This window comes from Faecalibacterium sp. 9, from assembly GCF_048320955.1.
Taxonomy (GTDB): domain Bacteria; phylum Bacillota; class Clostridia; order Oscillospirales; family Ruminococcaceae; genus Faecalibacterium; species Faecalibacterium wellingii.
This window is the reverse complement of record NZ_JBLWGB010000003.1, coordinates 232,700-256,825: the sequence shown is the minus strand read 5'-3', so window position 1 is coordinate 256,825 and position 24,126 is coordinate 232,700. Positions and strand designations below refer to the sequence as shown.

Here is a 24,126-nt window from a genome sequence, read left to right as displayed (position 1 = left end):
ATTTCTTGATGGCGTTTTTATCCATGATGGTTCTCCTTAATTCAACGAGCCAATTTCTTCAAGTTTAACAACATCCAAAATTGCTGGTGCGAATTCCCAGCATCCAGGATATCGCATCTGCACATTTTTATCACTAACACATTTAGATAACACTTTCTTTAATTCTTCTATGCTTTGAACATCAAAAAGATCAAACATCTTTTTACAGTACTTTCTTGACTTGATTTTTGTCCATTCTACCGGATTCTTTTTTGCATAAACGTACAAATTAGGGAACCAGTATGGAGCACTCCACACCTTTTCCGATTGTATTAACTGAAAAGCGTTTCGAATCTGGTACAAAAACAAATCAGCTTCTGCAAGTGCCTCAGAGGAATATATCGGCAGCTTTTCTCGTTGTGAGCAAATAGTGTCTCCCAATAAAGTATATTTTCGTGCATATTGTGTTTGAGGTTTATAGTTTTCTTCTATCAAACTACTGTAATGTCGAAACACACAGTAGTTCTTCTCTGTGACGTTCCGATCCAAACAGCTGTTTCTTAAAAAATACGTATATGTTATCATAGCATTGATTTCTTCATATTCCCCAACATGACGTAAATAAGCAATGATTGCAATGAATAATTCCCATATAAAGATATGATATACCTCATAATCCCAATCAGACGCTTGACAGGAACCAGATTCGAACCCATAAGCACTGGTCAATTCATTGTACATTTTTTCGAGAGCAGGGCAGACTACTTCTGAAATTGAAATTTCAGCCTCATCAAGTGCTGGTAAAAAGTCTAAAAAGATGTCTCTGATACTCTTTGTCTCCAAAAATTGGTTATAGACTTCTTCTCCAGCATTTTTTATTGACTTGTAATAAGATTTTAACGCTTCAATATACGCATCGATGAACCTATTTGCACAACTATGCTTCTTTTTATCGCTTGTTGCACCTTTTATTTGACGAATCAGATCAGTCAGAGGAAACAAATCACTCTTTTCTTCATCAAGCCATTCAGGCTGTTTTCCTAGTTTTGGCTTTCTATATAATGGTTTATTGTAAATATTCCGAACCAGTTTCTCATACTCTTCTTCAAATATGTCCGAATTTGAAAAGTCTATGTAGATTCTTGCTTTTATATATGCAGGAACATACTCCTTTCCTTCTTCATCTCGCTCCGTTATAATCGGAATGAACTTTTCTTGAGTTACTTTTCCATACACTTCGCTTGAAATAATAACCGTTTCATCGCCAACACCACCCGTCCGATTGTTGGCTTTTTCCGTATACGTTTTATCACAGAAAATCAAAACCTTCGTTATATCAGAATTATTGACGCACTGCTCCATGAAGACGTATTTATCTTGTCCTTCTTTTAAATCCCATTTGTCAAGAACAACCTCGACGCCATGCGACATTAGTCTGTTAGCAACTTGGAGAACCAAATCGCTCTTAGTCCATGAATACGATATAAAAACTTTTGGGATAACATTCTCCACCATCTTTTTCTCCCGCTGTAATTCAGCTTGATTTCACTTTAGAGTTATTAATTGCATAGAGGATAGCGTTTTTATGATACTACGACATTAAGCCTTTTGTACCAAGGGAAAGGTAAGACTTTACGTGCCAAAACTCGCATTTTATTAATCCTTGCTATTTTGATGGCATCGCTGCGTGTAGATTTGAACGAATGTAAAAAAGCGGCACTGAAAGCGTAGATTTGATTTGCTTTCCATCAATACCATGCGCTTCAACATCGCAGGTTTTAAAATGCGCCTGATTGCAGTGCCATTGCAGCGCATCAGCTTCCTGTTCAGTCAGCGTGTAGATTACGCTCTGATATGGTGCAATTACTTGCTGAGAGTCTTCGATAAAACAGTCAACAAGTATTTTATCTCTGTATGTGAGAGTGAAATCATTGAGGATTACAGGCTTTTCGCCAATATTAAACACCTCAATTCCAGACTCTGACAAGCTAGTTTTTGTGCGATACTCTTTGTCCGTCAATTCATTTGTAGGGGTTGACACCATTCGGAAGCACAGCTTTGGCTTTTTATGAAGCGAATCCGTGATTTCGTTAAGTGCCCAACCCACAACAACACCTATAATTGCAGCGAAAATTTCAATCATATTCGACATATCCATTTAGTTCAACTTGATCTCGTCGCAGTCGTCCAGTAGATTCTGAAGCTGGCAGCGAATCTTCTCCACATAAGCATCAATATCTGCATCGTTCCGCAGTGTCTTGGCCGGGAACAGGATCTGGCGGCTGTAAGATTTCACCTTTTTCTGCCTTGGTGCCGGAGTAACAACATCCTTCTTTTCTGCGGCCGGCTTTGGTGCTGGTGGCATCAGTGCAATCTCAATGCTGCTAACAGCATCATCCTTGTACTTGCTCAGCGGGATAATCATACCGTCTAGCAGTGCAATGCTCTTACATTCGTTGATCTTCGTCTTGTACCCGTCAAAGTAGGTGTCAGATTTGTGGATAATGTCCATCGCCTTGGGATCGCCGTCGGCAGCGGTATGGGTCGCTTCCATGCACTGACGCACTGTTTCCAGAATCTCAGAGCGTTTGTCATCCAGCATCTGGTCATGGGCTGTACGCACCGTTTGCATCAACCCATTCAGCTCCGGAATGCGCTTGTAGTTGAACTTCTGCCCAAAAGATGGCACTGTGATGATAAGCCGAATCTTGTTCAGGGCCTCGTATGCCGCCGCATCCTGCGCAATGCGGTCCAGATCCGCCTGCATCTCGTGTTCCAACCGTGCAGCATCATCAAAGGTGCCGACCTGACTCTTGAAGAAGGTCTCTACATTGCCCATGGCATCCTTCTGATCAAAGAGGTCGTCCTCTTTCTTGAGCAGATAGTCGATCAGCGCAATGTTGTCCTTCTTCTGGTTCAACACTTCCTGCGTTGCAGTAATAGCGTTGTGCACCATTGTTTGATCCGGATACTTGTGGGCATCATCGTACTTCTCGTTCAGTTTGTTATAATGCTGCAGCTGGTTTCCGAACTCATCGGCAATAAATTTAACCAAACCGTCTTCGTCCGCAGGAACATCCATGACATCGAAGTAATCCCGCAGAAGGTCCCGCACAGCCTTCATTTTGGTTGCCGATACCACCACGCGCTTGCTAATGGATGTTTTACCCACCTCACTCTTTTTGCGGAGCATATCAGGTAATTTGGCGTTGTCCGGCTGGATGGTAGTGCCTGCATATTTGATGGTTACCTTCTGATTCACGATCAAACGCGCCACCACATAAGCAATGTCGATTTCCTTCCAGCCATAGGGTATACTGCTGAACTTGCTCTGTACATCCGCCATGGAGGTCGGCAGGTGATGCATTGCCTGCATCTCAAGATATTCTTCCACCGCCGCCTCTGCATCGCGGTTCGGATCTGCCTCCGGCAGAATATAGTCCGCACCGGACAGCACTGCCAGAATGTCAGCATCGGTATCTGCGTTTTTCCCAATCAGGTCCAACTTGCTGTAAACATGCGAGACCAGATACTCCATCGTCTGGTCAATTTTGGCCTTAGCATTGCCGCTCTTAATGTCCAGATGTTCACCATCGGCGTAAAATTTTGCGTTTTCAATAGCCTCTACCAGAGCTTTGCTGGCTTCAGCTTCATACTTGGTTGCTTCTTCCTGTTGGCCGCGGATAATATCCTGAGCACTCTTGGGCATCTGGCTGACATTCCGCTGTTTGACATATTTGCGGATCTTCATGGATGCTTCCAGCGATTCATAATACGGTGTATCGCCCAAAACCACAATGGCTTCACTGCCCTTGGAGCTGTTCATCAGGCGGAATTCCGTTTTTTCCGTTGCATCCGAAGCTGCTGTCAAAAAGCGCAGGCGCATGCCGCATGTAGCGATACCATACATGGTGTTATCCACCATTTGGTCAAACGGGAAGTCGCACTTGCCATAGCGGAACTTTTTTGCATCATAGATCATACCAAAAATAATCTTTGCAATGTCCCCAACAATAGCGCCCGTATCCACCTGTGTAAGGTTGATTTCTTTTTGGATGTCCTGTTCTTCATCCGTCAGGAAGTTGTAGGTGTCACCAGTACGGCCGATGTAGTTCTGTCCCATCAACCGATCCAAGCTGCCGCGCAGCTTTTCGCGCATAGCAACCTTTTCCAGACGAATGTCGTCCGCCATCAAGATCACAAGGTTGTCCAAGTTGGCCGGAATATCCTCATTGACATACCGGATCAGATAGAGAAGTTTCAGAACATCCACGTCCATTGGCTCCAGACCATCGTGATTTTCTACAGCTTTGCTGCAGCGGTCAATCACGTTGCGAATAGAGCTGTCCAGAAAAGAATGTACAGTATCATAGAAGCGGAACAGCGGCACCAACGCAAACTCGTTCTGCTTTTCCACTTTCTGGGCTGCTTCCTGGAAACCGCTCAGCATGGAACGCTCGCCGCCGGAGAAGTGTTTACCTGCATTGCCGTGTTTGCGGATCTCCACAAAAATTTTCTGCATGATGAGAAACTGGTATGGAACGAACGGAAAGTCCTCTGCAAATTGTGCCGGACCAGAGAAGCCCTTGATGTCCGGCATTGCATTTGTAAAGCTGAACAAGTTGCGCATCCCGGAGCTTTCTTGCTCATAGACTGCATCCAGCGTTTTTTCTGCTTCTGGAGTTTTTTTCAGAATGCGCTTCTGGATTACTTCGTCTACGGAAGAGGAAGAAAGGCTCAGACGAGTTTTGAAACGAGCCTGGATCCGAGAGAATTCATCTGCGCGTACCTTGATGATCTCATCAATAGCTTCCTGTCCGGTACAGACCACCCAGACTTTTCCTCTGCATTCACTGCCGATTTTTTCCACCAAAGACTGCAGATTCAGCAGCATATCCGTGTCCGTGCCAACATACTGACCCGCTTCGTCCACCATAAACAGAAGGCGGAAGTTTGCAGGTTTTGTTCTGACGTATGCATTGATGTCGTCTACAAGCTGTGAAACAGAGAGTTCCGTTGCGCTCTTATCGTTAAACCAGTTATTTGCATCCTCTTCACTGATATCCAATGCTTCCGCCAATGCAGGTTTAATGACCTTTCCATTGAATGCAAACGCCTTGCGCACTTCTGCCCAGGGCTTGCCCTTCTTTTCTTCAACCAGACGGCAAAATTCATCCATCTTGCCCTGCTGCGTAATGTACTGCTCCAGCATAGCAACTTTAAGATTGCTGCCAAAGAATCCCAGATGATTATAGAACACCTTAGCAAAAACACGTAAAACGGCTGTTTTGTCCTTATTGATAGAGCCTTCATAATCGATATTAAACAGAATCGTCTCGGTTTCACCTTTGGTTGCACGATCCACCTGCATAAAGGTACCGGGGTCATCCTCAAATTTTTTGCGGAAACGCTCCACCGTACGAATGCCATTAACCTCTTTGTTTTCCAACAAGTATGACAACATTTTCAAGAAGTGAGATTTACCGCTGCCAAAAAAACCGGAGATCCAGACTCCTGTATCTGCCGTTGGTTCGTCAAATGCTTCTGCATAGGTATTGAAAAAGTCTGCAAAATGCCGCTTCAGCTCTCGTGTAATAACGTACTCGTTCAGTTCCTGTTCCAGGACCTTGTTCTCGTCCTCGTCAACCTTGACAACACCGTTAATTTTACGGTTGATGTCTTCTACAAACATATTCTGTATAACCAACGCTCTGTTTCCCCCTTCACACAACGTTAAATGCGCGATAGTAATTGTTCGGCTTCAGACAGTTGAACAGCCGCAGCTGCTGGTCGTTAAATGTTCCCGGGTAAAACACAAGCACCGGCCTCTCTGCAAACAATGATGCTTCCAGTAACGTATGAATTCGCATAAATGGAAACGCTTCTCCAACGCCAGTCAAAACCAATACTTCTCCCGGCTGGAACGGCTCGCTCTGAATTTTCTGCACAATTTCATCGACTCCAATTGTCGATTGAAGCTGTTCCAACAGATAATCATGGCCGTCCTCTTCTTCCATATCGGGGATTGCATCTAAAATATCCATGCCTTCACAAATCCCTAGGAAGATTTGATATAAATTACAGATCCGCAACTGACAGCCCAGTGTCATATCTGTAGATAGCTGTTCAATGAAATGTCGAACCGCCATTTCATCTCTCGGTTCATAGCAGAAGATACGAATGTTCACTTCATTGCTAAGACCTTTTCCTTCCAGGAAGTCTTGACTCTGAATCATCTGCCGAACGTTATCAAGGCGTTTTTGTATGTCACCCATTAAATTTTCCTCACTCAAAACGGTTAAATGCGGGCAATACCGCCTGATCCCCATTTGTAAGAATCACATTTTCCAATTCCGGATAAAGCCAAACCGGGTTCAAATGGCCTGCTTTTATATCATTCAGGTAATCATTTTCCCTTAAAATTCGGTTCAGAACCGATTTTAACTTTTTAACTGTAGATTCACTCCAACCCGCGATGGCTTCATTCTGTTCCTGTAGTCTTGTGAAAAAGCTTGTCAGATCAAGTTTTCCATAGCTGAAATCCTGGTTTCGATATTTTTCCCCAATAACTGTTACCATAAAATCCCAGACAAGCCTATTATCTTTCATAATCGCATAAAGACAAATTTGTTTTGCCTCTTCAACTGGATGCTCTGCAACATTCCGAATCAGTCGTTCACTGCTCAAAAGATTTAGCCGTCGATAGCACGCCCGTACCATACCAACTGTCATACGTTCAGTTGGGTACTGAAAGAGGTTATCTTTTGTAATTATGTCCGTTATTTCTGATTCATTTTTTCCATCTACCATAAATTTAGCGACAATACGCATTTCGTGGAACAGAAACTGCTCTCGTGTCAGAGAAGCCTTGTAAGAACTGTCCAAAGGGCATATCATACCGGGGAACCTCCTGAAATCCGTGAATAACCGATGTCTTTGTATTAAGCAAGTACAAAAATCCATTATGATATCATCATATATATTTTACACTTGTAATCAGTTAAAATCAATGAAAGAATACCAAAGACTACAGCGACATTGTTGCGGCAAGCAGGGCGTCTGTCTATACAAACGCCATTTTTGCTTCGTAAAATGCTTGTTGGGAATTTCCAAACCCTTTGTGATCTGCATCGTACCGCTGCAGGCTGCGCGTTCCTGCCGAACGCTTTTTTGATGGAGTTCATGATTCAGTGGTATATTCGCTGGGCACAGACCCACTTAAAAGAAAAAGTGCCGACAATGATTTTGTCAGCACCCACTGTAACCTATTTACTTCTCTTTGATGTACGGTATGTTATCGATATATGCGTTCAAAATATCGGTTGCGGCTTTCTTCTGCCCCGGTGTAAGACGGCTCAGCTTCCGGTTCAGCTCATCATCTGCCACATAAGATGCTGGGGCTGCGGTGTCCCGGATCAGCACATCTGCGGGAACATCCAATGCTTCAACGATCCGGATGAAAGCGTCCAGGCTTGGCGTCTTCACCCCACGTTCCAAATCACCCACATAGTTTACAGACAGATCTGCTTTCTCGGCCAGTTTATCCATTGTCCAGCCTTTTTTCCTGCGTTGTTCTCTGATTCGTTGGCCTAAAAGTGTTTTCATAACATCCTCGCATTCTATTGGCGTTAGTTACACACCACTAGAATAAAGGCCGTGCATTTCTTTATATGTAATCAGTTGGCGTTTGTTCAACTCTATTAGCGTTTGTTTCGGACAGAAAATTTTAGAGCATTTCTTTGTTCAAATCATCAATGGCCTTTTTGAACCGGGCATGCTACAATAGCAATGTTGTGCAATGCACATCAAACAAGAATAAAAGGAGCTGCCGAACGTGGATTCAATCTACCTGCTGCCCGGCGAAGAACGCTGTGTCAATTTCAGAGATTCCGATGGCATCCCAAAGGTACACTACACATATTGTTCTTTGCACGGCAGACTTTTCAACTGCACCTGCCGCTCAAAGGACGAAGCGCAGCGGTTATGTGAGGATTGGCTCGTCACGCAGGACCGCTGCTATATAAACTAAAAAAGCCACCGAGGATTCTTTCCCAAAACGGATTGGGATCGAATCCTCGGTGACTTTCGTTTTATCGGGTCTGCTGCTGTTCCTGTTCGCTCCTGTTGTCTGCAAAAAACATTTCTACGTTTTTCTGTGCCTTCATCAGCTCCTGCATCCTCTCTCGTGCTTTCCGATAGCTCGGATATTCTGCTTTTTTCTTTTTCAGAAGCTCAACATATTCGATGCTCAGTTCTTTTACCTTCGGAAGTTTTTTCAGCCCAGCCTCATCGAAAGCCGCTTTGGCCGCCTTGTGCAACGCAATGCTCTCCCGATTTGCTTCCAAGAATCGCTTGCTGTATCCTGCTTTTCGATAGGCCTCATAGATGGACCTTGTTTTGGCATAGTTGATAATGTGCGTTTTCATTACCGCAATTTCTGCCATCCGCGCTTCCGCAGCTTTGATGGAGTCGCCCAGTTCGTGATAGCGCATCGTTGCAGCACGCACCTGTTCTTCCATTTCATCCATGCTCCCGATTTTGTTTTCCTGCAGAAAAATCAGCGTCTTGGACATCTCCTTCAGGTTGTACCGCTTCGCCCAACGCGCATAGCCGTCTCCCTTTCCTTCAGCCAATTTTGCCTGAATATCCACCAACATCTGAAATTTCTGTTCCTGCACCGGATGTTTTTTCCTCGGGCAATGCTCTGCTTTTCCGGCGAGGACCGCTTTTAATTCTTCCTCACTGTATCCCGCCCCCAAAGTCCGAAACCGGATGAATCGTTTTTGCCGTACACCTTTCACCGATGTGAATTTTCCGCGCTTGACCTCATATCCCTGCTGTTCCAGTTTTTTCAAAAATTCTTCGTAACTGCCCGGCTTGTCCGCAAGGATGCTGTCAATCACACCGCACAATTGATCGCGGTTGCTTTCTTTTGGCGGGTAAAGTACACGCTTCTGCCGCTCCCGGTAGGGCTTTATTTCAATCACAGACAGGCTGTGTTCCAGGCAAATCAGGTCGCTCAGCCGCTGCACAGCCAACCCCGACAGCAAAAAGTCCCGGAATTTACGGCTGCAGTCCAGAGCCGTAGAGTTATAGATAATGTGATTGTGAATATGCTCCCGGTCGGTGTGCGTAGCAACCAGAAAAGCATACTTGCCTTTTGTAAAGCGCATCGCCAACTCATAACCTACTTTGTTGGCTTCTTCAGCGGTGATTTCTCCGGGTTTGAAGGACTGCCGAATCTGATATGCAATCACGTCATTTTTCTGTCTGCGCCCTGTAACAAGTTCGTACTGCCGCTTGGACAGCATAAATTCTTCATCTACAGTCAAGGGGCTGCATTTATAGCTGCTTACAAGCTGCCCCTGCTCCGTTTTATCCGGGTTTTGTGCATAGTCGGTGCGGCTTTTCAAGCAAGCCGCAACAGACTTTCCCTTGTTTTTATGCAGCGCAATCAGCCGTGTTGCTGCCACCTCAAACCACCCCCATAAAGAAAAAGCCGCCCGAAGGCGGCACATTATCCATCAGGATTGACGGAACAACTTTTCAAAATCAGCGGCCCCGGCCAGATACATTGCCTGATATCGTACGCTTTCCAGCTCATTGCAGATCTCATCCAACTGAAGATACTGCTTCCATGCTGCTTCGCCCACCATTTTCCGGTGTGCGTCTTCCGCTGCCAGTTTTTTCCGCAGGAGTTCGTGATACCATGCATTGCTTCCCAATTCATCCCGAAAAAGCGTTGCCTCACGGTCATTGAAATAATCCAGCATTTTACCTTTATTCATCGTTTCCTCCATTACAGTTCCGTAAGCCATTTGCTGAATCGCTCGACGGCTTCCACAAGCGCCGTTCCTGCCACGATGAGCAAAAAGCACCCGAACTCTGCCACAAAAAGGATCAGGAACTGTGTCCATTCCCTACAATAAAGAGTATAAAGTCCGCAGCCAAAAATATACAGCATCGGCAGCGCAAGCACAAATGCCGACAGATTCAATGTCAATTTCAGCATCAGCGCAAAGAAAGCCGTAAGCAGCGAAAACGGAAGAATAACCATTCAGCTTCACGAATCGGCTGCGCACGACTTCCGCAGGCTTGTCATCCCCTGCCACCCGCAGCATTCTGCGTTTCGAAGAGCAGGTATCCACCAGAAGATTCACGATTTGATGGATGGTATCCTCCTCATCCGGGCAGGCCCGGAGCAGCAAGTCCACCTCCAACGATTGCATAAAATACGCTTCCAGCCGTGTGCGCTCATCCGGTTCGTCCTCCGCGTCGGAAGAGAAAGGATCAGGTTCACTCCCCTCGGTTTTATTCCACTCAGTCTTATTTCCTCGTGATTTTGCCGTTTCCTGCTGCGCTGAATCCGCGGCACCGGAACCGTTCTTTTCACGATTCCGGAAACGCGGGTCTGCAAAGTTTTTGACGTAAATCAGATTGGGTTTGCCAAGGCCTCGCCGTTTGCGCTCAATCAGACCAAACTTTTCCAATTCCCGGAACAGTTTGGTTGCCTTGTTGTCTGCGCAGCCCAGTGCATCCATCACTTCCTGCACAGGAAAAATGATATACACCCTTCCCTGCTCATCCAGCCATCCGTTTTTCACCGACAGCCCCATGCGGTCCAACAGGATGCCATACAGCGTTTTGGCATCAGTGGACAGGTCCTTGAATTTTATGTCCCGGAATAAAATTTTGGGCACCCGGAAATACGAGAACATCTCGCCCGACTGCCCATAGAAATAGTCAAACATCCTGACTTCCTCGCTTGTTCTGCCTTGTCACATCCTTGACACCTCCATTCGTAGTATGATGAAATATGTATGACTATCGTTATTTTTCTTTACAAAGATGGCCTGCCATGCTACAATAGCCGCATCTACGGCCACCGGACAACAGGAAAGGAGTATCTCATGGCCAAAACTGCCGACACCATTGCCATCTATTCCCGCAAATCCCGCTACACCGGCAAGGGCGAAAGTATCGGAAATCAGATCGACCTCTGCCGCGAATATATCCGCACTCACTACGGCGATGCTGCCGCGGAACATGCCGTTGTCTTTGAGGACGAGGGCTTTTCCGGCGGCAACCTGAACCGCCCGGATTTCAAAAAGATGATGACTGCGGCCAAGGGCCGGAAATTCAAGGCCATTGTGGTCTACCGTCTGGACCGCATCAGCCGCAACATCAGCGACTTTTCCAGCCTGATTGAAGAACTGGGACGGCTGGGCATCGACTTTGTGTCCATCCGCGAAAGTTTTGACACGTCCAGCCCCATGGGCCGCGCGATGATGTACATCGCGTCGGTGTTCAGTCAGCTGGAACGTGAGACCATTGCGGAGCGCATCCGGGACAATATGCACGAGCTGGCAAAGACCGGGCGTTCGTTCACCCGGTTTTCCATCAAGTCGATTTTGCAGAATCCTGTCTACCTGATTGCAGACAAGGACGCCTATCAGTATTTTGTGGACAATGAGGCAGAACTGTTCGCCCCGGAGTCCGGAAAAAGGGCAAGCCCTCCTTCATAAATTGCAGTAAACCGTTTATGATGCTTTGGGGAGGGGTCGGCATGTTTTTATCTCTTCTGCAATTTTTTGCCACAAAATTTCTGGTTCTGGCGCTTCATCTGGAAAGCGGCAGCTTTCCGCGGCCCCTCTCTGCCCAGGAGGAAGCCGAAGCCTTTGCCGCACTGCGTGCCGGTGACCCTGCCGCGCGGGAAAAGCTGATCCGGCACAATCTGCGTCTGGTGGCACACATCGTAAAAAAATACTACGCCCTGCCCGGCGATCAGGACGACCTTGTTTCCATCGGCACCATCGGCCTGATGAAAGCGGTGGACACCTTCGACTCTGCCCGCCGGACACGGTTTTCTACCTACGCCAGCCGGTGCATTGAAAACGAGCTCCGGATGCAGTTCCGGCGGGAGCGCAAGACCGGCGGCACTGTTTCTCTGCAGGAAACGCTGGAATCTGATGAGGCTTCCTCTTTGACTCTGGCCGATGTTCTGCAGGACAGCTTCTGCATGGAGGAGGTCTGCGAAAAGCAGGCCGAGATCCGCCGGGCCAGACTGCTTCTGGACGGCCTGCCCGCCCGGGAACGGCAGATTATCCTGCTGCGGTATGGCCTTGCCGGCCAGCCGCCGCTGACCCAGCTGGAGGTGGCCGGGCTTCTGAACATCAGCCGGAGCTATGTCTCCCGCCTTGAGACCCATGCATTGGAGCTTCTGCGTCAGCGCTGGAACGCCCCGGACACAAAAACAGCGCAGAGGTGAAAAGTGTGCTCTCCCCTGCGCCATACAGTCAACTTTCCAAAATTTTCAACTGTATCTCGTTCAATTGTTCAAAAGTATACAGCCGATTCAGCGCTTCCACCAGTTCCTTTTTGGAAAGACGCGGCGGCAGACCCAGCGCGTTCAGCAGCTTTGCCTTGCGCTCGGCACTGCCCGGCCTGCCGGAGAGCCCCCACTCATAGAGATCGGTATAGGTGATCTGCCGTCCCTCCGGACGGGCTAGTGCGGCACCCGCCTCTGCGCCAAGGGCATCCCGCAGCGCCTGCAGAACGATGGCATCGTCCACACCCTCGACCCCCAGCAGGCCCTCCTTGCCGGGCTGTTCCTTGCGCTTTTCCTTGCCGTGGATCGCGGGCACGTAAGCCTGCACCACATTCTTTTCTCCCACCAGATTGGTGATGTAGGTGCGGATGCGGAAGCCTGCCGCGTCCGAATCCGTCAGCAGGATCAGGCCGTTTTTCTGCGCCAGCGCTTTGAACAGCTGCTGGCGCTTTTTGTCGCTGTAAATGCCAAAGCCGTCGGTCAGCAGGATCATGGCATCGGTCAGATGGGAAAGCCGGGCCGCATCGTATTTGCCTTCCACAATGAGCACCCGGCTGGTATGGATCATTTCGTTTTCCTTCATCGTCCGCTCCCCGCCATTGCCAACCGGCACAGCGCTGTTTCCAGCAGGATCTGGTCATCGGTGGGCTGGCTTTTCAGGCTCTGGTCCAGTTCCAGAAGCACCTGCATACAGTTTTCGATCTGGCCCAGCGTGTAGTGCGAGGCCGTCTCGGCCGAACGCTTGAGCCGGTAGTCACTGCCCTTGTAGCCGAAATCCTTGAACACGGTGCCGTAAGGCTTGCGCTTTGCCGCGCCCAGCTTGACACGGTACAGGTCCACATAACTGCCGATCAGTGCCGCCGTGATGGCAATGGGCTCCTGCTGCAGGCGCAGCAAAGTCTGCAGCTTTTTGCAGGCACCTGTGGCGTTTTTGGCCGTGATCATGCGGATCATTTCAAACACATCCGCTTCCAGACTCACGGTGCCCATCTCGGCCACCATCGCTGCCGTGACCGTCTGGTACCCGGACAATGCACAGAGCTTGTCCACCTCATTTTCCAGCAGGAAAGGGTCCTCGCCGCAGCGTTCCAGCAGCGCCGCTGCTGCGCCGTCCGGCAGGCTGGTACCCTGTTCTTTGGCGCGGTCGATCATCATCATTTTCAGCTCAAAGGGCTTCGGCTTAGCCAATTCTTCGGTGTAGCCGATGCTTTTGCACTGCGCGATGAGCTTCTGCGCTTTTTTGTTCAGCCTGAGCTTACTGCGCTCCAGCTCAAACACGCTTCCCAGCACCACCACGGCATTTTCCAGACTGGCAAGCGTGCTGCTGAGTTCTTCCAGATCTTTATCCCCATAGCTGCCGGGTTCCAGCTCCGGCAGCACCACCACACGCCGGGTCCCAAAAAAAGAAATGGTGCCCGCTGCCATGATGAGCTGTTCGATCTCCGGCGCACCGCCATCCAGAATGGTGGCGTCCTCGTCGCTGTCTGCGGTCAGGATGCGGGTGGCCGCTGCCACGGCCTGCCGCACCAGATACCGTTCACTGGAATAAAAATAGTAGACCGGGCAGCCCTTGTCTGCCAGCTGCCGGAGCCTGGTTTCGGTGGCCATGCAGGCACCCCCTTTCCCCTCATGTTGTTCTATTGTACCACACTCTGCCCGGATTGCAAAGCATCACTCCGCTCTGAGCCCGCCATACCGCCGCAGGCTGAGGGACGAGGACTGCGCTGCTCCGCCGGGCATCCAATCATACCGCCGCAGAGCCAGAACCTCTTTATACTGTACCGTCTCCGGCCTTGCAGGGGATGCCAGAAGCCACCGGGCCGAGACCGGCTGCGCCAGCTCCACCCTGCCGCTCAGGGTCACGAACTGCCGGTTGCCGATGGTCAGCCGCACAAGGCAGCCGTTCCGGGTGCGCAGGACTTCCACAAGTGCGGGTGTGCACTTTTGCTTTTGCGCAGTGTTCACAGACATTTCTTCTGCCAAAACGCTCTGTTCCGCTTCCAGCGCACAGGGCGTTTCCGGTTTTGTGCGCAGATCCACCAGCAGTTCAATTTTCCCCGCGCCCCGCCGGGCAAGCTGGTTTTCCACTGCGTTCTGGGCAGAAGCTCCGCCCCGGAACAGCACCACGGCGGTATCGTTCTGGGTGACCACCACTGCCGGCGCGTTGGCGCTGCCTACAAGGTCGATGTGCACCACATCCCGGCTGAGAGCATTGCCCAGCCCGATGGAAACAGCTGCCGCCAGCAGGATGCATGGCCCTGCCACCCGCAGCCGTACCCGCCAGTGGAACGCCAGCCAGCACAACAGGATCAGCACCAGACACACGATGGCTGCATAGGCCGTATCGAAGTAGATTCCCGCGCCCGGTTTTGCAGAGATCCAGACGGCCCAGCGGTCGAGCAGGCCGGTCAACGCCGCAGACGCTGCTGACAGCACCCCATACAGCGGAGCAAGAGCGGGTACCAGGCCGGCAAAGGCCGTGCCAAGGCCCAGCAGCATCATGGGCTGGATGAGCCACAGCACCGCCACACTGGATGCCACCGCATAAATGCTCACACTCAGCCCGCGCAGCACCAACACCGGGAATGTGGCCACCGAAGCACAAAACGAGATGCAAATGCTTTCCGCAAGGCCCCAAAGACGTTCCGGCAGTTTGAAATACCATGGGCGCTTCACCGGATTTTTCGCGTTTTTCCAGAACTGGCGGTACCATGCATCCCGGGTGCGGCGGATGTACGCACCGCCTGCCACCGTGCCCACCACCGCCGCAAACGAAAGTTCAAAGCCGATATCGCACACTGCATAGCTGTTGCCTGCGGTCATAACGATACCTGCCACCGCCAGAGAGGTAAGGGTATCCGGCGGGGCATACAGCCACACCCCCAGCGCACTGACCCACACCGCTGCCGCTGCACGAAGCACCGAGGGCGTAAAGCCGGTCACGCCCACCAGCAGCAACGCAAGCAGCGCCTTCCACACTGCTCTCAGGCGCAGCGCCGCATAGCAGCGTTCTTTCTTCCTGCGTGCATCCAAGCGGAACACCTCGCCGCACAGGATGGATACATGCATTCCGCTCACCACCAGCACATGGGCAAGGCCCGCGCCCCGGTAGGCGCTGCGCAGCGCCGGGGAAAGGTGCGTCCGGTCGCCCACGGTCATAGCCGCCAGCACGCCGCCGGTCTTGCCATCCATGCGGCGGCGCAGGGCTGCGCTGAGCCTTTGCTGCAGCCGGTGGGTGCGGGCACGGAAGCTGTTGCTCTGCCCCAGCTGTTTGAAATCCGGTTTCTCCTCGTCCGGTTCTGCCAGCAGCACAATGCCGTCCGAATACAGGCCGACCCGGCTCTGCTGTGCCGGAACGGACAGCACAAATCTGCCCTGCACCCGCTGCCCCGCCTCACATTCCGGCAGGGTCTCGCATTCCACCCGGAAGGAGGTCTTTGCACCATTGACCTTCTCCACCCGCAAGACTGCGTCCACAACGCCGGGATAGTAGGAGTCCGAAACGCTTTCCACCTCTGCCGTCAGCACCAGCGGGCGGGCGGCATATTGCACGCGGATGCGCTCCATCCGGTTTGCAGTGTACAGCACCGATGCCATGCCCACTGCAGCACCCAGCAGGATGCAGAGCGCCGCTTTGCGGGCAGCATCAAAGATGCACAGCACCAGACAAACGGCAACAAAAAATGCCGCAAACGGCACAAAAAGCTCCGTTTGCGGCAAAAAAGCACACACGAACTCAACACCCAGCATTCCAGCGCAGAAAACGCAGAGCGGGCGTCGCATGGCAGCTTAGTGGAAGAACAGGGGCAGCGGCTCCAGGAAGATGATATCCTTGCGCTCAGCTGCATCGCCCTCGGCCAGAACAGCGGCCTGGCCTACAATGGTGCACTGGGTCTGCTCAGCCAGCGCATCCAGAGCCTTGAGGGAACCGCCGGTGGAGATGACATCATCCACCACCAGAACGCGCTTGCCGCTCATCTTATCCAGTTCCTTGCGGTCGATGACCAGCTTCTGCTTACCGGCAGTGGTGATGGACTGATCCTCCACCACCACGGGGTCGGTCATATACAGCTTTTCGCCCTTGCGTGCACAGACGTAGGGCTTGCCGCTCTGGCGGCTCATCTCGTGAGCCAGAGGGATACCCTTGGCCTCAGCGGTCAGCAGGATATCAAAGTCAGGGCACTTTTTCAGCAGCTCGGTGGCAGCAGCCACGGTCAGCTCGGCGTCACCCAGCATGATAAAAGCCGCAATGTCCATGTGGTCATTCACCTTGCAGATAGTCAGCTCACGGGTCAGGCCTGCAACATGCAGGGTATAAGTCTCAGCCATAATTCAACGCTCTCCCTTTTTTGGAATCAGACGGGCAGCTTTTCGCCGCCCAGAACATGGAAATGCAGATGTTTCACGGTCTGGCCTGCGTCCTCGCCAACATTGGAAATGACGCGGTAGCCGTTGTTCAGACCCTGCTCCGCAGCCAGCTTTGCGATCACTGCAAAGATATGGCCCAGCAGTGCGCCGTCCTCTTCGGTCAGCGCAGCAGCAGAGGTGATGTGCTTTTTGGGCACCACCAGAAAGTGCACCTTGGCCTGCGGGTTGATGTCGTAGAACGCCACCACCTGCTCGTCCTCGTACAGCTTCTTGGAGGGGATCTTGCCCTCCGCGATCATGCAAAACAGACAATCTTCCATGGGGAACAACTCCTTCCTGATATTTTATAAACGTCCCCGCCCTCTCAGGCCGCTTTGCGTCCAGTTCTCCCAGAGGTGGCAGCGCGTCAGCGTTGACGAAGAGGGCGGGCCCGTTTTCTTATTCGCCCAGAGCCTTCTTGACGATGGCGCTGACAGCAGCCAGAGCCTCATCGATCTTGGTCTCGTCCTTCAGGCCAGCCATTGCAAAGTCCGGCTTGCCGCCGCCCTTGCCGCCAGCAATGGCAGCGATCTCCTTGACCAGAGCACCGGCCTTCAGGCCCTTTTCCTGTGCCTGCTTGCTCACAGTGACAGCCATAGTGATCTTGTCCTCAGCCTTGCCCACCAGAACCGCCACAGCGGGCTTCACAGCCTTGTCGCGGATGGTATCGCACATGCCGCGCAGGGTGTCGCCGGTGGTGCCGGTGAAGTATGCAGAAGCGATCTTCACGCCGCCGATCTCCTCGGCATTGTCAAACAGGCTGGTCACCTTGGAAGCGGCGACCTGTGCCTTGATCTCTTCCAGCTCCTTGGCCAGAGCCTTGTTCTCAGCCATCACGGCCTCGGCACGGACGGGCAGAGCGGTCACGTTGTTGGCCTTCAGGGTGTTTGCCACGGTATGCAGCATAGCCTCCTGCAGGTTTGCACGGATCAGCAGGTTGCGGCCGGTGACAGCCTCGATGCGGCGGATGCCCGCAGCAACGGAGGCCTCGCTCACGATCTTGAAGCCGCCGATCTGGGCGGTGTTCTTCACGTGGGTGCCGCCGCAGAACTCGGTAGACCAGCCCTCGATGTCCACAACACGCACGACCTTGCCGTACTTTTCGCCGAACAGAGCCATTGCACCCAGCTTCTTGGCTTCCTCAATGGGCATTTCCCGGACGGTGACGTTCATGGACTCGTAGATCTTGTCGTTCACGATCTTCTGCACGCGGGCCAGCTCCTCGGGAGTGACCGCGCTGAAGTGGGTAAAGTCGAAGTGCGTGATCTCTGCATCCTGATAGGAGCCTGCCTGATGCACATGGTCGCCCAACACTTCACGCAGCGCTGCCTGCAGCAGATGGGTGGCGGTGTGGTTGCGGGCAATGGCCATGCGGTATTCCTTGTCCACCTGAGCGTTCAGATGGTCGCCCACCTTCACGATGCCGCTCTCCAGCACGCAGGTGTGGACGTAGTAGCCCTTGGGGGTCTTCTTCACATCCAGCACGCGCAGGCTGCAGTCAGCGCTGTTCAGCACGCCGTGATCCGCAGCCTGACCGCCCATCTCAGCGTAGAAGGGAGTCTTATCCAGAACCACCAGCACGCCATCCTTTGCTTCCTCATCGGTAGCAATGGCATCGGTCAGGGTCTCCTCGTCGCTCAGGGCGACCACGACACCGGTGTCGTTCAGGGTCTCGTAGCCGGTAAAGACGGTGGGCTCTGCATTCAGCGCACCGAACAGATCCTCGCTCCAGCCGGAGATGTTCTTCTTCAGGCGCTCCGCACGGGCACGCTCCTTCTGCTTGGTCATTTCGGCGTGGAAGCCTTCCTCGTCGATCTCAATGCCCTGCTCCGCAGCGATCTCCTTGGTCAGATCCAGCGGGAAGCCGAAGGTATCATTCAGCTTGAACACGTCCAGGCCCTTCAGCAGATGCTCATGTGCCTTTTCCAAACCGTCGATCATGTTGTTCAGGATGTTCATGCCGGCATCAATGGTGCGGGCAAAGTTTGCCTCCTCGGTGCCGATGACCTTCTTGATATAAGCATCGTGCTCGCGCAGCTCGGGGTATGCGGTCTCGCTGGACTGGATGACAGTCTCCACCAGCTCCACCAGGAACGGGTGAGTGATGCCCAGCATACGGCCATGGCGGGCAGCACGGCGCAGCAGGCGGCGCAGCACATAGCCGCGGCCCTCGTTGGAAGGCAGGATGCCGTCGGACACCATGAAGGTGCAGCTGCGGATGTGGTCGGTGATGACACGGATGGAGATATCGGTCTTGTCGTCCTCGCCGTAGGTCTTGTTGGCAATGTGCTCTACATGGTGCAGCACGCTCTGCACGGTGTCAACCTCAAACAGGTTGCCCACGCCCTGCATCACGCAGGCCAGACGCTCCAGACCCATGCCGGTATCGATGTTGGGGCGTGCCAGACGCTCGTAGTGGCCCTTGCCGTCGGCGTCGAACTGGCTGAACACCAGATTCCAGATCTCCATATAGCGGTCGCAGTCGCAGCCCACGCCGCAGGTCGGCTTGCCGCAGCCGTACTCGGGGCCGCGGTCAAAGTAGATCTCGGAGCAGGGGCCGCACGGGCCGGAGCCATGCTCCCAGAAGTTGTCTTCCTTGCCCAGACGCACCATGTGGTCGGGGGCGATGCCCACCTTCTTGGTCCAGATATCGTAAGCCTCGTCGTCCTCTTCGTACACAGAGATGTGCAGGCGGTCCTTCGGAATGGCCATCCACTCGTCAGAAGTCAGGAACTCCCATGCCCAGGGAATGACCTCTTCTTTGAAGTAATCCTGGAAGGAGAAGTTGCCCAGCATTTCAAAGAAGGTGCCGTGGCGGGCAGTGATGCCAACACGCTCGATATCCGGGGTGCGGATACACTTCTGGCAGGTGGTCACGCGGTGACGGGGCGGCTCTTCCTGAGCCAGAAACCACTTTTTCATCGGTGCCATGCCGCTGTTGATGAGCAGCAGGCTGGGGTCGTTCTTGGGCACCAGCGGGAAGCTGTCCAGACGCAGGTGGCCCTTGCTCTCAAAGAAGCTCAGGTACTTTTCACGCAGTTCATTCAAACCGGTCCATTGCATAGGTTTTCTCTCCTCGATTGTCCTTGGCGTTTGCACGTCAGATTTATGATTATGGCAGACGGGGCGGGTGGGCGCAGAAAACAAAAAACAGCCCCATCCCAAAAGGGACGAGGCTGCCTGTAAACTGCTCCGTGGTACCACCCAAATTGCAAAGGATAAAATGTGTCCCCTGCCGCTTTCGGCGCGTTAACGCTGCGCTGCGTCCGACTTGTTTCGCCGGAAGCTCCGGGGCGGCACGAAACGAGACCTGCCGGAGCGCCTTGCAGCTGGGAGCGCTCTCTCTGGGCGGCGGTGTACATTTCTGACCCCATCATTGCCATCTGTCATAATATTCATGCACATGCGGAAAGCACACAGTTCTTTCCGCGTACAGTTAAATTATAGCATGAGCCGGGCGTTTGTCAACGGGTTTGGACAAAATTTTCAGTCTGCTGTGCTTGACGCAGCGTGCCTGTTCCGCTACAATAAAAATATTGAAAGCACATTCTTATTTTATAATAGAGAGGAATATTCCGTGAAGATTTTAAAAGTAAAATGTCTTGCCCCTACCCGGCTGGACAATTATCTGACCCAGCAGTACCCCGCCCTGACCCCCGGCCGCCTGAACAAGGCCCTGCGGGAGAACAAGATCAAGCTGAACGGCAAAAAGCAGCCACTTTCCACCCGCGTGATGGCCGGTGACGAGATCAAGCTGTTCATTCTGGATGAAGTTCTGGATGCGGACCGCCGGGTGGAAGGCCCGGCGTGGAAGAACGCCCGCGGCCCGGCACAGGTGGTGTATGACTGCCCGCAGATCGTCATTGTGAACAAGCCCGCCGGTCTTGCCGTGGACGGCCCGGAGGACGACACGCTGCTGAACCGCACCCTGCTCTACCTGAACCAGCAGGGCGAGTACAAGGAGAACGACCTGTACACCCCGGCGCTGTGCCACCGGCTGGACACCGGCACCAGCGGCCTTGTCATCGTTGCCAAGACCCCGGAGGCCGAAGAGCTGTTCCTTGCAGCCATCAAGAACCGCGAAGTGAAAAAGACCTACCTCTGCGTCACCTTCGGCCGTCCGACCCCGCCGGATGCCACTCTGGGCGGCTATCTGCTCAAGGACGCCGACCGCGGCATCGTGAAGATCGTGGAGGACAAGCAGCCCGGTGCCAGGGACGTGGAGACCCGGTACGAGACCATCGCCGTCTCCGGTCGTCTGGCCCTGCTGAAGGTGCAGCTGATCACCGGCCGCACCCATCAGATCCGCGCCCACATGGCCAGCATCGGCTGTCCCATTCTGGGCGACAGCAAATACGGCAACAACACCGCCAACCGCGAGCTGAAACTCAAGTATCAGGCCCTGTGCGCATGGGAACTTACCATGCCCCACTTCAACCAGCCGGACTTTGCCTTCCTCAGCGGCAAGACCTTCCACGCCCCCAAACCGTGGTATTACAATCAGGTGCTGGACGGCACGCTGAAATAAGCCCATAACACCAAAAAAGATGACCCGAAGCGGCAGGCTCCGGGTCATCTTTTTGTTTTGCGTTTTAGTGGAAGAGGCTTTCAAGCCAGCCCAGCGTGGACTCGGTCGCACTGGTAAACGAATCCTGAACTTCCTGAATGCTGTCCAGCAGCTTGGCACCCTCGGTATCTTTTACCGACCAGTAGGTTCCGGTGCTTGCAGAACCATCCGAAACCGTAAAGTCGCTGGTGAAGCAAAGGTTATCGCCATTGGAGTCGGTCACGATCACCATGTAAGTGTAGCTGCCTGCAGGCAGTTCGCCAAAACGGATCTCGCTGTCCAGCGTCTTGAAGGAAAAGCCTGCCGCATTGGGCGATGCCTGCGCCGTGACCACAGTCTGGTCATTTTCATCCAGCACCGCCACCTGAACATCGGTCAGCGTCATACCCAGTGCAGCGTTCGCGGTACCGGTCATAGCCATGCCCTTGCCTGCATGGATGTTGATGGGATAACTCATACCCTCCAGCCGCAGGCTGTCCGGCGAGGATTCAACCGCGTTGTGATCGGATGCCACGTACCAATAGCAGGAAGAGCCGTTGATCGAAACACTGGAATTTTCCAGCGGGATACGGCCGGAAGAAATATTCCCTGCCGGGTCGGAGCAGTAGAAAGTACCATTGGTGTAATCGGTCAGCAGCAGCGCATGGGGCTGTCTGCGGTCATACAGCACGATGCCCTCCGGATGCTGCGACAGCAGGGTAATGAGGGTCTGGATCTTTTCCTGTTTGCGGGAAGGCAGGGTTCCGTAGCCCACCTGCATTTCCTTATATGTAAAGCTGTGAGAGAGACCGTTGGCCCATGCCGTGGAGCGTACGCTGTTTTCTGTCACAGCGGTCCAATCCGTCAGACCATCAAGATACGCCCGGCGGCGCAGCATCATGGCTGCGGATGCCAGCGTGCAGGTGCCGCCGCGGCTCTGCTTGAAATAGAAGCCCGCGTCCACATTCAGGTCCACTGCCAGAGCAGCAGGCAGGCAGGTGAGCATTACCACCAGCGTCAGCACAAGGCTCAGCAGTTTTTTGCGAAAATGGGACGGTGCAGCGGTATTCACGGTCGATTCTCCTTTCAGCTTCTGCAATTCCTGTTATCTACCGCTATAAAGTATACCAGCCTGTTACCGTTTTGTAAACGTTTATGAAGCGTTTTTCTCAATATTAACACGTTTGGGCAGATTTTGTTAGAGAGAATGCATAGTTTCCAGAGCGATATTCTACATTTTCGACAAAAAAATCAGCCCGTAAAAAGGATGCGGGAAAAATTTTTTCAGCGCAAGTCTACCAGGTTTCTCTGATTTCCCCAGACGATCCCGGTAGTCCTTCCGGATCCTTTATGCCAGTCGTCGCAGGCATTCGATCAAAGCAGGCGTGCCTGCGATCGACCAGATAAAATCGTTGGCATTGTGGTCAGAATTGTGGTCAAAACCAAATGAGGCCAGCCCACAAGTCAAAACCACCGGCTGAGCCGGTGGCTTGAGTAAGCCCTAGAAGGGCATAATACTAGCAAAGCCCCTTAAGGGGCCACGAATGGGTCACGAATGGGTCTGCCAACTGCATTCCTGTCTCGTGGCAGGCCCCTCAAGGGGCCTTTTTAGTTTGCGGTTTATTGCAGCCTAAAATGAATCGTTCGTTAAAATCACAAGTTTCCCCAGTTGATTTTTCGATCCCGATAGAAATACTCTTTGTCGTGTCCGCTGATGGAGCGCAGTACACGGCATGGTTCTACTCTCCTTATTTATAAGGAATCTTTCTCATTTTTCAGTAGATTCTTCCAGATTCTTTCGGTACTGTGCCGGACTGACACCATACTCTTTCTTGAATACCCTGCTAAAATAGAGTGGGTTATCATACCCTACGATCTCTGCAATTTCTCCAATATTGTATTCGGTGTTCTCCAATAAGCTTTGTGCATTTACCATCCGAAGGGACAGGATGTATTGTGCAGGGCTTATTTTCATGTACTGCTTAAAATTACGGATAAACCAGTTCGTACTGATATGCAGCGATTCTGCGTAATCGTCCACACTGACCTTTGTATTATAATTCTCGTTAAAGTAGGCAACGGCGGCTTCGATTTCTTCCGGGATGCTTGTAGTTGTTTTCTCGCTTTCCTGCTGTTGCCTGCTTACTAAAAGCAGAATGATGTTGAAGAGAGAAGCAATATAGTCTTCATAGCCATATTCACATTGTTGCAGTTCCCGGATGATCTTTCGGAACAGCATTTTGTAATCCGGCAGTGTGCCGCTGTAAAAAACGTGCTTGTCCAAGGGTATTCCGTGATAGTTCAGGATGTTTTTGACATCATATCCTGTAAAGTGAATCCAGAACACCTCTGGATGATCTTCTACATAGTAGACATACTTCTGGATTTCTTTCGGCTGATAAAGCACCATGTGTCCAGAAGTCACCACTTCCTCAACACCATCGAACCAGAAGTGTGCTTTACCAGATGCCACATAGAGGATTTGATAGTCTCTGCGACCCTTTGCCCAAAAAGTAGGTAGCTTAGGGCGTTTTTTCAAGCGATAAGTGCCGCAGCTGCCTACGACCAGCGGCTTTGAGTAGTCTTTGAAATCCAAACGGGAGTTGTTCAAATATCCTGAGTTGAAATACATTCCTGCGTCCTCCTCATCTTCAGAGATTTTACAGTGATTTGAGAAATGTTCTATCAAAAAATTACAAACACTTTGATTTTGTGCATATTTTGTTCCATCTTGTCTATATCTTTTCGTTCCATTAGATTCTATAATATTTTCAGACGAAACACAAGAGATTTGGGCAACTTGCGTAATGAGAATTCCAGTCTGAAGTGCGCAGCAGATTGGTCGCGCCCACACAAAACAAGCAAG

General features: G+C 51.8%; 20 protein-coding genes and 1 pseudogene. 4 read left to right on the top strand and 17 right to left on the bottom strand.

Annotated elements, in window-relative coordinates:
- Nucleotides 1–36: 36 nt before the first annotated feature.
- The 6 genes from ACKXF9_RS13420 to ACKXF9_RS13395 form a co-directional block, all read right to left on the bottom strand.
- Complete coding sequence (locus ACKXF9_RS13420) at nucleotides 37–1,494, bottom strand: toll/interleukin-1 receptor domain-containing protein (RefSeq protein ID WP_418266520.1); 1,458 nt, start codon at nucleotides 1,492–1,494, stop codon at nucleotides 37–39.
- A 151-nt stretch (nucleotides 1,495–1,645) separates the two neighbouring features.
- Nucleotides 1,646–2,137, bottom strand: coding sequence for a hypothetical protein (locus ACKXF9_RS13415; RefSeq protein WP_418266519.1), 492 nt, complete (start codon nucleotides 2,135–2,137; stop codon nucleotides 1,646–1,648).
- Entirely contained in the window at nucleotides 2,138–5,671 is a 3,534-nt protein-coding gene (gene brxC / locus ACKXF9_RS13410; protein WP_418266518.1) for a BREX system P-loop protein BrxC, read from the bottom strand. It lies immediately after the preceding gene.
- Nucleotides 5,672–5,702: 31 nt separating this feature from the next.
- Nucleotides 5,703–6,272, bottom strand: a complete 570-nt coding sequence (locus ACKXF9_RS13405; RefSeq protein ID WP_348817060.1) for a DUF1788 domain-containing protein — start codon at nucleotides 6,270–6,272, stop codon at nucleotides 5,703–5,705.
- Nucleotides 6,265–6,876: a DUF1819 family protein gene (locus tag ACKXF9_RS13400; RefSeq protein WP_348583020.1), complete on the bottom strand. Its 612-nt coding sequence runs from the start codon at nucleotides 6,874–6,876 to the stop codon at nucleotides 6,265–6,267. Before ACKXF9_RS13400 ends, ACKXF9_RS13405 begins: the two co-directional genes overlap by 8 nt.
- A 372-nt stretch (nucleotides 6,877–7,248) precedes the next feature.
- On the bottom strand, nucleotides 7,249–7,584 hold the full coding sequence (locus ACKXF9_RS13395; protein ID WP_418266517.1) for a helix-turn-helix domain-containing protein: 336 nt from the start codon (nucleotides 7,582–7,584) through the stop codon (nucleotides 7,249–7,251).
- A gap of 229 nt (nucleotides 7,585–7,813) precedes the next feature.
- Between ACKXF9_RS13395 and ACKXF9_RS13390 the strand changes: the two genes are divergently transcribed.
- The gene (locus tag ACKXF9_RS13390; protein ID WP_097778304.1) at nucleotides 7,814–8,008 is read left to right on the top strand and encodes a DUF3873 family protein; all 195 of its coding nucleotides are present in this window, start codon (nucleotides 7,814–7,816) and stop codon (nucleotides 8,006–8,008) included.
- Nucleotides 8,009–8,069: 61 nt separating this feature from the next.
- Here the strand turns inward: ACKXF9_RS13390 and ACKXF9_RS13385 are convergent, their stop codons facing one another.
- The 3 genes from ACKXF9_RS13385 to ACKXF9_RS13375 form a co-directional block, all read right to left on the bottom strand.
- Entirely contained in the window at nucleotides 8,070–9,452 is a 1,383-nt protein-coding gene (locus tag ACKXF9_RS13385) for a relaxase/mobilization nuclease domain-containing protein (RefSeq protein ID WP_418266516.1), read from the bottom strand.
- 51 nt (nucleotides 9,453–9,503) lie between these two features.
- Nucleotides 9,504–9,767, bottom strand: coding sequence for a hypothetical protein (locus ACKXF9_RS13380; RefSeq protein WP_348583017.1), 264 nt, complete (start codon nucleotides 9,765–9,767; stop codon nucleotides 9,504–9,506).
- A 132-nt stretch (nucleotides 9,768–9,899) separates the two neighbouring features.
- Entirely contained in the window at nucleotides 9,900–10,730 is an 831-nt protein-coding gene (locus ACKXF9_RS13375) for a replication initiator protein A (protein WP_418266515.1), read from the bottom strand.
- A 159-nt stretch (nucleotides 10,731–10,889) separates the two neighbouring features.
- Here ACKXF9_RS13375 and ACKXF9_RS13370 point away from each other — a divergent pair.
- Nucleotides 10,890–11,360: pseudogene (locus ACKXF9_RS13370) on the top strand (recombinase family protein); the annotation flags it as partial.
- Between the two features lie 185 nt (nucleotides 11,361–11,545).
- Nucleotides 11,546–12,247, top strand: coding sequence for a sigma-70 family RNA polymerase sigma factor (locus ACKXF9_RS13365; protein WP_348583014.1), 702 nt, complete (start codon nucleotides 11,546–11,548; stop codon nucleotides 12,245–12,247).
- 28 nt (nucleotides 12,248–12,275) lie between these two features.
- Here ACKXF9_RS13365 and ACKXF9_RS13360 read toward each other — a convergent pair whose 3' ends face one another.
- The 6 genes from ACKXF9_RS13360 to alaS form a co-directional block, all read right to left on the bottom strand.
- Nucleotides 12,276–12,890: a toprim domain-containing protein gene (locus ACKXF9_RS13360; protein ID WP_418266514.1), complete on the bottom strand. Its 615-nt coding sequence runs from the start codon at nucleotides 12,888–12,890 to the stop codon at nucleotides 12,276–12,278.
- On the bottom strand, nucleotides 12,887–13,915 hold the full coding sequence (gene holA / locus ACKXF9_RS13355; protein ID WP_249237123.1) for a DNA polymerase III subunit delta: 1,029 nt from the start codon (nucleotides 13,913–13,915) through the stop codon (nucleotides 12,887–12,889). Before holA ends, ACKXF9_RS13360 begins: the two co-directional genes overlap by 4 nt.
- Before the next feature lie 63 nt (nucleotides 13,916–13,978).
- Complete coding sequence (locus tag ACKXF9_RS13350) at nucleotides 13,979–16,006, bottom strand: ComEC/Rec2 family competence protein (RefSeq protein WP_418266513.1); 2,028 nt, start codon at nucleotides 16,004–16,006, stop codon at nucleotides 13,979–13,981.
- Between the two features lie 90 nt (nucleotides 16,007–16,096).
- Nucleotides 16,097–16,636 carry a phosphoribosyltransferase family protein gene (locus tag ACKXF9_RS13345; protein ID WP_339395898.1) on the bottom strand — a complete coding sequence of 180 codons (540 nt, stop codon included), beginning with the start codon at nucleotides 16,634–16,636 and terminating at the stop codon, nucleotides 16,097–16,099.
- Between the two features lie 26 nt (nucleotides 16,637–16,662).
- Complete coding sequence (locus ACKXF9_RS13340; protein ID WP_339395897.1) at nucleotides 16,663–16,995, bottom strand: histidine triad nucleotide-binding protein; 333 nt, start codon at nucleotides 16,993–16,995, stop codon at nucleotides 16,663–16,665.
- A 118-nt stretch (nucleotides 16,996–17,113) separates the two neighbouring features.
- Nucleotides 17,114–19,777, bottom strand: a complete 2,664-nt coding sequence (alaS, locus tag ACKXF9_RS13335; protein WP_418266512.1) for an alanine--tRNA ligase — start codon at nucleotides 19,775–19,777, stop codon at nucleotides 17,114–17,116.
- 514 nt (nucleotides 19,778–20,291) lie between these two features.
- On the opposite strand from alaS, the gene ACKXF9_RS13330 reads away from it, so the two are divergent.
- The gene (locus ACKXF9_RS13330) at nucleotides 20,292–21,242 is read left to right on the top strand and encodes an RluA family pseudouridine synthase (protein WP_418266511.1); all 951 of its coding nucleotides are present in this window, start codon (nucleotides 20,292–20,294) and stop codon (nucleotides 21,240–21,242) included.
- Between the two features lie 64 nt (nucleotides 21,243–21,306).
- On the opposite strand, the gene ACKXF9_RS13325 is transcribed toward ACKXF9_RS13330, so the two are convergent.
- Entirely contained in the window at nucleotides 21,307–22,332 is a 1,026-nt protein-coding gene (locus ACKXF9_RS13325; RefSeq protein ID WP_418266510.1) for a hypothetical protein, read from the bottom strand.
- Nucleotides 22,333–23,028: 696 nt separating this feature from the next.
- On the bottom strand, nucleotides 23,029–23,892 hold the full coding sequence (locus tag ACKXF9_RS13320; protein WP_098924928.1) for a helix-turn-helix domain-containing protein: 864 nt from the start codon (nucleotides 23,890–23,892) through the stop codon (nucleotides 23,029–23,031).
- Between the last annotated feature and the right edge of the window lie 234 nt (nucleotides 23,893–24,126).